We start from the raw sequence: 12,416 nt of genomic DNA on the forward strand, positions 1-12,416 counted from the left end.
TCATTCGCCCCCTTTTGCGAATCAGGTAGCGGCGTTTTTACGTTTTGGCCCCAGAGACCGGGGCTGGTGGTGCGGCCGTTGCGGCGCCCCACCTGCAAGCTCATGACTCCTTCTTGATACGCCTGACAGCTGAGGTGCGCGATGAATTCAAGCTTCTGGAAATCCGGCCATACCCCGACACTGTTCGCAGCCTTCCTCTATTTCGATCTGAGCTTCATGGTCTGGTACCTGCTCGGCCCCCTGGCGGTGCAGATCGCCGCTGACCTGCACCTGACCACCCAACAGCGCGGGCTGGTGGTGGCCACGCCGATTCTGGCCGGCGCCGTACTGCGCTTTGCGATGGGCCTGCTGGCTGATCGCCTGTCGCCAAAAACCGCCGGGATCATCGGCCAGATAATCGTCATCAGCGCCCTGCTCGTTGCCTGGAAAGTCGGCATCCACAGTTACGAGCAGGCGCTGTTGCTGGGCCTGTTCCTCGGCATGGCCGGTGCGTCCTTCGCCGTCGCCCTGCCGCTGGCCTCGCAATGGTATCCGCCGCAGCACCAAGGCAAAGCCATGGGCATCGCCGGTGCCGGTAACTCGGGCACCGTGCTCGCCGCCCTGATCGCCCCGGTGCTGGCCGCCGCGTATGGCTGGAGCAACGTGTTCGGCTTCGCCCTGATTCCGTTGATCCTGACCCTGATCGTCTTCGCCTGGCTGGCCAAGAATGCCCCTGAGCGGCCGAAAGCCAAGTCCATGGCCGACTACCTCAAGGCCCTGGGTGACCGCGACAGCTGGTGGTTCATGTTTTTCTACAGCGTGACCTTCGGCGGTTTCATCGGCCTGGCCAGCGCCCTGCCCGGCTACTTCAACGACCAGTACGGCCTGAGCCCGGTCACTGCCGGTTACTACACCGCGGCGTGTGTATTCGGTGGCAGCCTGATGCGCCCATTGGGCGGCGCGCTGGCGGATCGCTTCGGCGGGATTCGCACCCTGTTGGCGATGTACACCGTGGCAGCGATCTGCATTGCAACAGTGGGTTTCAATCTGCCGAGTTCCTACGCAGCGTTGGCGCTTTTCGTCTGCACTATGCTCGGTTTAGGTGCAGGTAACGGTGCAGTATTCCAGTTGGTCCCACAGCGTTTTCGTCGGGAGATCGGTGTGATGACCGGTTTGATCGGCATGGCCGGCGGCATCGGTGGCTTCGCACTGGCGGCCGGCATGGGCGCGATCAAGCAAAGTACCGGCAGCTATCAAATGGCCTTGTGGTTGTTCGCCAGCCTCGGCGTACTCGCCTGGTTCGGTCTGCACGGGGTGAAACGTCGCTGGAGAACCACTTGGGGTTCGGCAGCCGTCACCGCTGCTCGAGTGTGAGGGCTGAATGAGCCTGCAACTGAGTTTTGCCGAAGCCAGCGCCATCGGGCCTCGCGAAGAGAACCAGGACGCCCTGCGCCTGGTCACTCCGGCCCCGGCACTGGCGGCGAGCAAGGGTTACCTGTTCGCCATCGCCGACGGCGTCAGCCAATGCGCCGATGGCGGTCTCGCGGCCCGTTCGACCTTGCAGGCGCTGGCATTGGACTACTACGCCACCCCGGAAACCTGGGGTGTCGCCCAGGCACTCGATCGTCTGCTACTGGCGCAAAACCGCTGGTTGCAGGCCAACGGCGGCGGGCAGCCGCTGCTGACCACGGTCAGTGCCTTGGTGATGCGCGGCAGGCGTTTCACTTTGGCGCATGTCGGCGATTGCCGGGTTTACCGCTGGCACGCCGACACCTTGCAACGGGTGAGCGAGGATCACGTCTGGGACCAACCGGGCATGCAGCATGTGCTCAAACGGGCCCTGGGGCTGGATCAACATCTGGTGCTGGACTTTCTGGATGGCGAACTGCGCCTGAACGAGAGTTTCGTGCTGCTCAGCGACGGCATCTGGGCCGTGCTGGGCGACACTGCCATCGCGGCGATTCTGCGCGACCAACCGGACCTCAACAGTGCCGCCCAGACCTTGGTCAGCGCCGCGCACCTGGCCGGCAGTCAAGACAATGCCAGTGCTCTACTGGTACGAGTCGATGCCCTCGGCGAAACCAGCATTGGCGATGCGCTGATTCATTTGCAGCAATGGCCGCTCCCACCTGCACTGAAACCGGGCCAGACCTTCGAAGGCTGGCAGGTCGAAGGGGTCCTCGGCCAGAGCCAGCAATCGCTGCTCTACCGGGTGCGCGACGGACAACAACAGCCCTGGCTGCTGAAAACCTTGCCCGGCGCTCTGCGTGACGATCACCAGGCCGGACAGGCCTTGTTGTCGGAGGAATGGTTTCTCAAGCGCGTGGCCGGTCGGCATTTCCCTGAAGTCCATGCCGCCAGTCAGCGTCAGCATTTGTACTACGTGATGCGTGAATATTCCGGGTCGACCCTGGCCGAGTTGCATGAGCGCGTCACAACACTGCCACTGGCGCAATGGCAGGACCTGGCCGAACGCTTGCTGCGGGCTGTCGGCATCCTGCATCGACGGCAGATTCTGCATCGCGATATCAAACCGGAGAACCTGCTGCTGGGGGACGACGGCGAGTTGCGTCTGCTGGATTTCGGCCTCGCCTACTGTCCGGGGCTGTCCGAAGATCAAGCCTTCGCCCTGCCTGGAACGCCCAGCTATATCGCGCCGGAAGCGTTTCGCGGCGACCCGCCGACACCACAACAGGATCTGTATGCCGTCGGCGTGACCTTGTATTACCTGCTCACCGGGCATTATCCCTACGGCGAAATCGAAGCGTTCCAGCGCCCACGGTTTGGCGTGCCTGTCAGCGCCAGTCGCTACCGGCCCGACCTGCCGGAATGGATCGCGCAGAGTCTGGAGCGCGCGGTGGCGGTAACCCCGGATCAGCGCTTTGAAACGGCCGAAGAATGGTTGTTGCTGCTGGAACAGGGAGAACGACGCAGTTTGAGCGTGCGCCCCAGACCGTTGCTGGAGCGCGAACCGTTGAAGGTTTGGCGGACGTTGGCGCTGGTGTCGTTACTGGTGAATCTGGTGCTGCTGTTTTTGTTGTTTCACGGTTAAAAGATCAAAAGATCGTCCGAACGCGGCCCGAGCCTGCGGCAGCTCCTACGGGTGCCCACGATCTCCTGCAGGAACTGCCACAGGCTGCGATCTTTTGATTTTTCTGCTTCAAAACCGGGCGTCGCGCCTTGAACCGGTGCACGCAAACACCCTCCTCCCATGACGAGAGCCCATAAATCCGGCCCTTGCGAGACTTGGCACAACCACTGCATTACCTTTCCCAACAGACATAAAGCCCGGCCTTCAACGTAGAAGGCTGCGCTGCCCGAGAGAACGGGACAAGGACAAAGGCGTCCTCGCTAGTTAGCTAGCGGGACGCCTTTTTTTGTTTGCGCAAAATTTTGTCGAGCAAGGCCTGAATGCCCTGATGAGGCAGGCCCGAGCTCCCCGGAGAACCTGATGAAAAAACTAAAACTGGTGATGATCGGCAACGGCATGGCCGGGGTTCGTACCCTGGAAGAACTGCTCAAGCTGAGTAATGAGCTGTACGACATCACGGTCTTCGGCGCCGAACCGCATACCAACTACAACCGCATCCTGCTGTCGCCCGTGCTGGCTGGCGAACAGACGTTCGAAGAGATCGTGCTCAACGATCTGGACTGGTACCTGGAAAACAACATCAAGCTGCTGCTCAACCGCAAAGTGGTGGAGATCGACCGGGTCAAACGCCGGGTCATCGCCGAAGACGGCACTGAGGCTGAATACGACCGCCTGCTGATTGCCACCGGCTCGACCCCGTTCATCCTGCCGATCCCCGGCAATACTTTGCAGGGCGTGATCGGCTACCGCGACATCGCCGACACCCAGGTGATGATCGACACCGCCAAGACCCACAAGCACGCCGTGGTCATCGGTGGCGGCCTGCTGGGCCTTGAAGCCGCCAACGGCCTGATGCTGCGGGGCATGCACGTCACCGTGGTGCACATCGGCGAATGGCTGCTGGAGCGCCAACTGGACAAAACCAGCGGCCAACTCCTGCAAACCGCCCTGGAAGCCCGCGGCCTGCATTTCCGCCTGTGCGAACAGACCCAGGCCTTGCACGACGCCGGCAATGGCCGGGTCGGCTCGGTGCAGTTCAAGAACGGTGACATCATCCCCGCCGACCTGGTGGTGATGGCCGCCGGTATTCGCCCCAACACCGAACTCGCGGAAAAAGCCGGCATCCCTTGCAGCCGCGGGATTCTGGTCAACGACACAATGCAAACCTACGACCCTCGGGTGTACGCCATCGGCGAATGCGCCAGCCACCGCGGCACCGCCTACGGCCTGGTCGCGCCGCTGTTCGAACAAGCCAAGGTGTGCGCCAACCACCTCGCCCAACTGGGCTTCGCCACCTACAAGGGCTCGGTGACGTCGACCAAATTGAAAGTCACCGGCATCGACCTGTTCTCCGCTGGCGACTTCATGGGCGGCGAAGGCACCGAAACCATCACCCTCTCCGACCCGATCGGCGGGGTGTACAAAAAACTGGTGATCAAGGATGACGTGCTGGTCGGGGCCTGTCTGTACGGCGATACGGCAGACGGCGGTTGGTATTTCCGGCAGATCCGTGAGAACCATGCCATCGGCGAGATCCGCGATCACTTGATGTTTGGCGAAAATGCTTTAGGCGATGTAGGACATCAAGGCCAGGACAAAGCCATGAGCATGGCCGACACCGCCGAAGTCTGCGGCTGTAACGGCGTGTGCAAAGGCACCATCGTCAAAGCCATTCAGGAACACGGGCTGTTCAGCGTCGACGACGTGAAGAAACACACCAAGGCCGCCAGCTCCTGCGGCTCTTGCGCCGGCCTCGTCGAACAGATCCTGATCAACACCGTGGGCGGTGCGGCAGACGTCAAACCGAAAAGCGAAAAAGCCATCTGCGGGTGCAGCGACCTCAACCACGGGCAAATCCGCCAAGCCATCCGCGACCAGCACCTGCTGACCATCGCCGGCACCATGAGCTACCTGAACTGGCGCACCCCGAACGGCTGTGCCACCTGCCGCCCGGCGCTCAACTACTACCTGATTTCCACCTGGCCCGGCGAGGCCAAGGACGATCCGCAATCGCGCCTGATCAACGAACGTGCCCACGCCAACATTCAGAAAGACGGCACTTACTCTGTCGTCCCGCGGATGTGGGGCGGTGTGACCAATCCTTCAGAACTGCGGCGCATCGCCGACGTGGCCGACAAGTACAACGTGCCGATGGTCAAGGTCACCGGCGGCCAGCGCATCGACTTGCTGGGGATCAAAAAGCAAGACCTGCCGGGCGTCTGGAAAGACCTGGACATGCCGTCCGGCCACGCCTACGGCAAATCCATCCGCACCGTGAAAACCTGCGTCGGCAGTGAGTTCTGTCGCTTCGGCACCCAGAATTCCACACAACTGGGCATTGAGCTTGAGCATGACCTGTTCAACATGTGGTCGCCGCACAAAGTGAAACTGGCCGTCTCCGGTTGCCCACGCAACTGCTCGGAAGCAGGGATCAAGGACGTCGGAATTATCGGCGTGGACTCCGGCTGGGAGATGTACATCGGTGGCAACGGCGGGATCAAAACCGAAGTCGCGGAATTCTTCGTCAAGCTGAAAACCGCCGAAGAAGTGCGCGAATACAACGGTGCTTTCCTGCAGCTGTACCGCGAAGAAGCCTTCTACCTCGAGCGCACCGTGCATTACCTGCAACGGGTTGGCATGGAACACATCAAGAAAGCCGTGCTGGAAGACCCGGTACGGCGCAAGGCCTTGAACGAACGCCTGCAATTCTCCCTGTCGTTCGAACAGGACCCGTGGAAGGAACGCCTCGAACAACCACTGCTGAAAAAAGAATTCGAGGTCATTCCCGTGAAGAACCTGGAGGTGTCGGTATGAACTGGCTGGATATCTGCGCACTGGAAGAGATCAACACCCTTGGCTCGCGGATCGTCGCCGGCCCGAAAGGCGACATCGCGATTTTTCGTACGAGCGACGATGAGGTTTTCGCCCTCGACGACCGCTGCCCGCACAAGGGCGGACCGCTGTCCCAGGGTTTGATCTACGGCAAACGGGTCGCCTGTCCGCTGCACAACTGGCAGATCGACCTGGAAACCGGCGAGGCCCAGGCTCCCGATATCGGCTGCGCCCACCATCATTCGGCACGGGTCGAGAATGGCCGGGTGTTGCTGGCCTTGCGGGAAGCAAGCTGATGGACCGCCAAATCACCGCCTCTACCTGCTGCTATTGCGGGGTCGGCTGCGGCGTGCTGATCGAGCACGACGGCGAGCGCATTCTCGGCGTCAGCGGCGATCCGGCGCACCCGGCCAACTTCGGCAAATTGTGCAGCAAAGGTTCGACCTTGCATCTGACTGGCGACCTGACGGCCCGGGCGCTATACCCGCAACTGCGCCTGGGCAAGGGCCTGGCCCGCAGCCGCACCGATTGGGACAGCGCCCTCGATCACGCCGCCAGCGTCTTCGCCCAAACCATCGCCGAACACGGCCCGGACAGCGTCGCGTTCTATATCTCCGGGCAATTGCTGACCGAGGATTACTACGCCTTCAACAAACTGGCGCGAGCGCTGGTGGGCACCAACAACATCGACAGCAATTCACGGCTGTGCATGTCTTCAGCGGTGGTCGGCTACAAACGCAGCCTCGGCGCCGACGCTCCGCCCTGCAACTACGAAGACCTGGAACTGAGCGACTGCGTGATGATCGTCGGCAGCAACATGGCCTACGCCCACCCGATCCTGTTTCGTCGCCTGGAAGAGGCCAAATCCCGCCGTCCGCAGATGAAAGTCATCGTCATCGACCCACGGCGCACCGACACCTGCGATTTGGCTGACCTGCACCTGGCGATTCTGCCCGGTACCGATGTCGCCTTGTTCCATGGGATTTTGCACCTGCTGCTGTGGGAAGACTGGATCGACCGCGACTTCATCAAGGCCCACACCGAAGGCTTGGCCGAGCTGAAAAACCTGGTACGCGACTACACCCCGGCAATGGTCTCGCAACTCTGTGGCATCAGCGTCGAGCAACTGCAGCAATGCGCGGAATGGGTCGGCACGTCACCGAGCTTTCTGTCGCTGTGGTGCATGGGGCTGAATCAGTCCACTGCCGGCAGCGCGAAGAACAGCGCGCTGATCAACCTGCACCTGGCTACCGGGCAAATCGGCCGGCCCGGCGCAGGACCTTTCTCGCTGACCGGTCAGCCTAATGCCATGGGCGGTCGGGAAACCGGCAGTTTGTCGAACCTGCTGCCAGGCCATCGTGAAGCGGCCAATGCCGAACACCGCGCGCAAGTGGCCGCCTACTGGGGCGTCGATCAACTGCCCGAAAACACCGGGCTAACAGCCATCGAACTGTTCGAGCAGATGCGCAGCGGCAAGATCAAAGCCCTGTGGATCGCCTGCACCAACCCTGCCCAGTCGATGCCGGACCAGACCGCTGTGCGCGAGGCGCTGCAAGCCTGCCCGTTCGTGGTGCTGCAGGAAGCCTTCCACACCACCGAAACCGCCGCGTTCGCCGATCTGCTGCTGCCCGCTGCCAGTTGGGGTGAAAAGGACGGCACGGTCACCAACTCCGAGCGACGTATTTCCCACGTCCGCCGAGCTATCGGCACCCCCGGTGAAGCTCGGCCCGATTGGGCGATCACGGTGGATTTCGCACAGCGCCTGGAAAAACACCTGCGTCCTGGAGCCTCCAGCCTGTTTGCCTTTGAAACCCCGGCACAGGTCTTCGACGAATACAAACAACTGACTCGCGGCCGCGACCTCGACCTGTCAGGTATCAGTCATGAGTTGATCGACCAGCTCGGACCGCAGCAATGGCCCTTCCCCGCCGGAGCCCGCGAAGGCACCCCGCGGTTGTACCTTGAAGGGGTTTTCCCGACCGCCAGCGGGCGTGCGCAGTTCGTGGCCGACCCCTATCGCGCCGCCAAGGAACAACGCGATGCGCGTTTCCCGCTGACCCTGATCACCGGCCGCCTGCGCGACCAATGGCACGGCATGAGCCGCACCGGCACCGCCGCGCAGCTGTTCGGCCATGTCAGCGAAGCCGTGTTGAGCCTGCACCCGGATGAACTGCGTCGGCATCGCCTGCAACCTGGCGACCTGATCAATCTGAAAAGTCGCCGGGGCGCGGTGATCCTGCCGGTCAGCAGCGACGACAGCGTACGTCCGGGCCAGGCTTTCCTGCCGATGCATTGGGGCGACCGTTTTCTCAAGGGCGGCGTGAATACCCTCACCCTTCCCGCCTTCGATCCATTGTCGAAACAGCCGGAACTCAAACATAGCGGCGTGCGACTCGAGCCAGTGAATTTGCCTTGGCAGCTTTTCGCCCTGATTGAAGGCGATGTTCAACAGCACCTGGAGACACTGCGACCACTCTGTGAGGCGTTTTCCTACGCCAGCCTCAGCCTCGCCGGCCGTGAACGCCCTGCGCTGCTGATACGCGCTGCCAGCGCCACCGCGCCAGAGCCACAGCTATTGCGTGATATCGATCAATGCCTGGGGCTCAACGACGGCCCGGTGTTGGCCTATGACGATCCCCGGCGCTCGATCGGTAAGCGGGTGCGTATCGAGAACGGCCGGATCACCGCGATTCGCCTGGCCGGTGAAACACTCGCCCAACATTGGCTGCAAAGCCTATGGCTCGAAGGTCGCGCCGACGAACAGCTGCGCCGTTGGCTACTGGCTCCGTTGAGTGCGCCTCCAGGCAACGCTGGCGCCCCTGCATCCGGCAGCAAAATCCTGTGCAACTGCATGAACGTCAGCCAGAACGCAGTCTGTGCCGGCATTGGTCGTGGCCTGGACTTGCAGGGTTTGAAACAAGAATTGGGCTGCGGCACGCAATGCGGTTCCTGCGTCCCGGAAATCAAGCGTTTGCTGGCCGCCACTGCGCAGCCAGTCGCCGTCACCTCGTGAGGAAAACACTATGAGTGCAAAAGTCTGGCTGGTGGGTGCGGGTCCCGGCGATCCGGAATTGCTGACCCTCAAGGCAGTTCGTGCGTTGCGCGAAGCGGACGTGGTGTTGATCGACGATCTGGTCAATCCTGCGGTACTGGAGCATTGCCCGAATGCGCGAATTATTCCTGTGGGCAAGCGCGGCGGCTGTCGCTCCACGCCTCAAGCCTTCATTCATCGCCTGATGTTGCGTTATACCCGCCACGGCAAATGCGTGGTGCGGCTCAAGGGTGGCGATCCGTGCATCTTCGGGCGCGGCGGTGAAGAGGCGCAGTGGTTACGTGAACGAGGGGTCGAGGTTGAATTGGTCAATGGCATCACCGCTGGCCTTGCCGGCGCGACCCAATGTGATATTCCGCTGACACTGCGGGGCGTCGCCCGTGGCGTGACACTGGTCACGGCGCACACTCAGGATGACAGTAGCCTGAACTGGCAGGCTCTGGCTCAAGGCGGCACCACACTGGTGGTCTACATGGGCGTGGCGAAACTCAGTGAGATCCGCGAACAACTGCTGGCCGGCGGAATGGCAGCCAACACACCCGTGGCAATGATCGAAAACGCTTCGCTGCCGCACCAACGGGAATGCCGGAGCAACCTGACAACAATGGAAGAGGATGCCCTCAGCTTTCAGTTGAAAAGCCCGGCGATCCTGGTGATCGGTGCCGTGGCAGCCTGTGCAACTTCATCTCTGTGGGAGCGCGACTTGCCCGCGATGGTGGCCGATCAATCAGCCTGAACCCTACCTATTACTCCCTCTTCACCAAATCGCAGACAAAGAAAAGCCCGGCCTAAGCCGGGCTTTTCTTGAGCTGCGAGCTAATTACTTAGCTGGAGCTTCAACCTTCGCTTCTACGCGACGGTTTACAGCACGGCCAGCTTCAGTGGCGTTGTCAGCAACTGGGCGGGATTCGCCGTAGCCAACAGACTGAACGCGGGACGACTGAACACCGTACTGGTTGGTCAGAACTTGCTTAACGGCGTTTGCACGACGCTCAGACAGTTTCTGGTTGTAAGCGTCAGGACCGACGGAGTCAGTGTGACCTTCAACAACAGTAGTGGTGTTTGGGTACTGCTTCATGAAGTCAGCCAGGTTTTTGATGTCGCCGTAGCTGTTAGGCTTGACTGTCGACTTGTTGAAGTCGAATTTCACGTCCAGCTCAACACGAACAACTTCAGCAACTGCTGGGCAGCCATCAGCGTCAACAGTTACGTTGGCTGGGGTGTCAGGGCACTTGTCAACGTTGTCGCAAACGCCATCGTTGTCGCTGTCGGAGCACACTTCAGCTGGTGCTGGAACTGGAGCAGCAGCAGGCTTGGAGCCGCCACCGAAGTTCACACCGATACCGACGCTAGGAGCCCACTCGGTGTCGCCCTGGTCGATGTTGTACTGAGCTTCAACACCAGCACGGGCGTAGAAGTTTTCAGTGAAGTACAGCTTGGCACCGCCGCCAACGTTGGCGAAAGTGGAGCGGTTACGACCCGAACCGTTCTGGCCAATGCTCTGGTCCGAGAAACCGGCAGAAACGTATGGACGGATCATGTCGCCTGGGTTGTTGAAGTGGTACAGAGCGTCCAGAGCGGTATCAGCGCCCTTCACGTTGCGACCATCATCTGCACGTACGTTGTGCACTTCGTCGTAGGCCAGACGCACTTCTACGTCGTCGGTCAGGAAGTAACCAACCGAGCCGCCGAACAGGTTGCCGTTGTTCTTGAAGTTACGATCGCTGTCGTACTGTTCTTTCTTGGCGAAGCCTTCGATTTCAACTGCGCCTTGGCCTTGTGCCAGCGCGCCGAACGAAGTAGCGGCAATAAGAGAACCAATGGCCAAGCCCAAGGTGTTTTTCAGTTTCATCCGTTAAATCCCCATCTGGTGATTGTGAAGCAGTCCCGCAAACCGGGGGACAACTCGGCGGCAAGTCTATCAGAACTTGCCTACACGTAAGAGATATTTGCGCCAAACTAAGTTTCGGCAATGCCTGCAAATTTCTCACGCAATTTGTCTAGAGCGCGTTTGTACCGCATTTTTGTTGCACTCAAACCCATGTGCATGATGTCTGCGATCTCCTGAAACTCCAGCTCTGCGACAAAACGTAGCACCAGAATTTCACGGTCAATCGGGTTCACATACACTAGCCAGCGATCAAGTCCGCCCTTCTCCTCGGGTTTCGGCGCCTTTTCTTCAGACGCTTCCTCGAGGGGGTCCAGACTCAAAGCGTCCATCAAGCGACGCTTACGCCGTTCCTTCCGATACTGTGTGATGCACTCGTTGTACGTGATGCTGTAGAGCCACGTTTTGAACTTCGATTTGCCCTCGAAGTTCTTCAGGCCGTACAGCACCTTCAACATCACTTCCTGACAGACATCGTCTGCATCACGATCGTTCCCCAGATATCGTGCACAAACGTTAAATAATGTTCGCTGGTAACGCCGCATCAGTTCTTCATAGGCGCGCGTTACGTGAAACAGCTCGGAGTGCGAGCGCGCGACCAACTCCTCATCAGAGAGCTCGCGGGGGTCGTAGCGCGTGGAGAGCGATTGAGCTTTATTCAAAACAAGTCTGGCCGACAGTCAGGTCAATGTCCGCCGCAGCCCTTCAGGGCAATTTGCGGCGGCATACATTAGCAGGATTTGCCGGGTTAGCGGCTACTCACATGCTGCTCCAGGAGAATCCGATTCGAGAGAGAGACTAGCTCACCCTCGTCGGTCAGCACCGTGGTTTTCACCGTGCCGATCTCTTCGATCTGCCCTTCGACCTCGCCAACACGCACTTGTTGCCCAACCTGATACAACTCACGCACATAGATTCCCGCAAGAATCTGACCGGCAATTTCCCGGCTTCCCAACCCCATGGCCAGCGCAACCGCCAGACCAACGGTAATCAAGACAATCACAATCACGTGGTTGAGCAGGTCTGTCTTGACCTCCAACTGGCTGATCGCAACCGAAATACTGATAATGATCACCAGGCCCTGGGCAATCCGCCCCAGTCCCGCGGCGTAATCCAGCCCTACGCCTTCTGCCGCGCCACGCACCAGCCCATTGGCCAGTTGCGCCAGCAAGACACCTACCAGCAGCACCAGCGCCGCGCCGAATACTTTCGGAACATACAGCGCCAGCATGTCCAGCGTAGCCGAAACTCGCTCAAGCCCAAGGGACTCTGCGGCAGAAACCAGAAAAATCAGCAGGACGAACCAATAGACAATTTTGCCGATCAGCGTCGAAATAGGCACCTGGAGGCCGGCACGAGACAACAATTTGGTCAGTCCGGTGCCACCCATCAGGCGATCAAGGCCCAATTTGGCGAGCAATTTTGAGAGCAGCGTGTCCAGCAGCTTGGCCACGACAAAACCCAGCAGCAGCACAACCAGTGCGCCAAACAGGTTCGGAATGAAGTTCGCAACTTTGGTCCACAACGCAGTCATTGCAGTGACGAGGCTCTGAGTCCAGAGATCAAGTTCCATA

Annotated in this window: 9 protein-coding genes; 6 read left to right on the forward strand and 3 right to left on the reverse strand. The window is 60.3% G+C overall.

Annotation, left to right across the window (positions count from 1 at the left end):
- Positions 1-141 precede the first annotated feature (141 nt).
- From ACEN9A_RS20450 to cobA, 6 genes are all read left to right on the forward strand, one after another.
- Positions 142-1,353: a nitrate/nitrite transporter gene (locus ACEN9A_RS20450; protein ID WP_018925267.1), complete on the forward strand. Its 1,212-nt coding sequence runs from the start codon at positions 142-144 to the stop codon at positions 1,351-1,353.
- A gap of 7 nt (positions 1,354-1,360) precedes the next feature.
- Complete coding sequence (locus ACEN9A_RS20455) at positions 1,361-3,031, forward strand: bifunctional protein-serine/threonine kinase/phosphatase (protein WP_258670205.1); 1,671 nt, start codon at positions 1,361-1,363, stop codon at positions 3,029-3,031.
- Positions 3,032-3,430: 399 nt separating this feature from the next.
- Positions 3,431-5,884: a nitrite reductase large subunit NirB gene (nirB, locus tag ACEN9A_RS20460; protein ID WP_007940642.1), complete on the forward strand. Its 2,454-nt coding sequence runs from the start codon at positions 3,431-3,433 to the stop codon at positions 5,882-5,884.
- Positions 5,881-6,198, forward strand: a complete 318-nt coding sequence (nirD, locus tag ACEN9A_RS20465) for a nitrite reductase small subunit NirD (protein WP_018925265.1) — start codon at positions 5,881-5,883, stop codon at positions 6,196-6,198. The genes nirB and nirD overlap by 4 nt, the downstream gene beginning before the upstream one ends.
- A complete protein-coding gene (locus ACEN9A_RS20470; protein ID WP_258670208.1) occupies positions 6,198-8,915 on the forward strand; it encodes a nitrate reductase in 2,718 nt (905 codons plus the stop codon). Before nirD ends, ACEN9A_RS20470 begins: the two co-directional genes overlap by 1 nt.
- 10 nt (positions 8,916-8,925) lie before the next feature.
- On the forward strand, positions 8,926-9,690 hold the full coding sequence (gene cobA, locus ACEN9A_RS20475; RefSeq protein ID WP_258670211.1) for a uroporphyrinogen-III C-methyltransferase: 765 nt from the start codon (positions 8,926-8,928) through the stop codon (positions 9,688-9,690).
- An 84-nt stretch (positions 9,691-9,774) separates the two neighbouring features.
- On the opposite strand, the gene ACEN9A_RS20480 is transcribed toward cobA, so the two are convergent.
- The 3 genes from ACEN9A_RS20480 to ACEN9A_RS20490 form a co-directional block, all read right to left on the reverse strand.
- Positions 9,775-10,806, reverse strand: a complete 1,032-nt coding sequence (locus ACEN9A_RS20480) for an OmpA family protein (protein WP_258670214.1) — start codon at positions 10,804-10,806, stop codon at positions 9,775-9,777.
- 107 nt (positions 10,807-10,913) lie between these two features.
- Positions 10,914-11,504, reverse strand: a complete 591-nt coding sequence (sigX, locus tag ACEN9A_RS20485) for an RNA polymerase sigma factor SigX (protein ID WP_026331741.1) — start codon at positions 11,502-11,504, stop codon at positions 10,914-10,916.
- An 86-nt stretch (positions 11,505-11,590) separates the two neighbouring features.
- Positions 11,591-12,415 carry a mechanosensitive ion channel family protein gene (locus ACEN9A_RS20490; protein ID WP_007940637.1) on the reverse strand — a complete coding sequence of 275 codons (825 nt, stop codon included), beginning with the start codon at positions 12,413-12,415 and terminating at the stop codon, positions 11,591-11,593.
- Position 12,416: the final 1 nt, after the last annotated feature.

It is taken from the genome of Pseudomonas sp. Pseusp18, assembly GCF_059506005.1.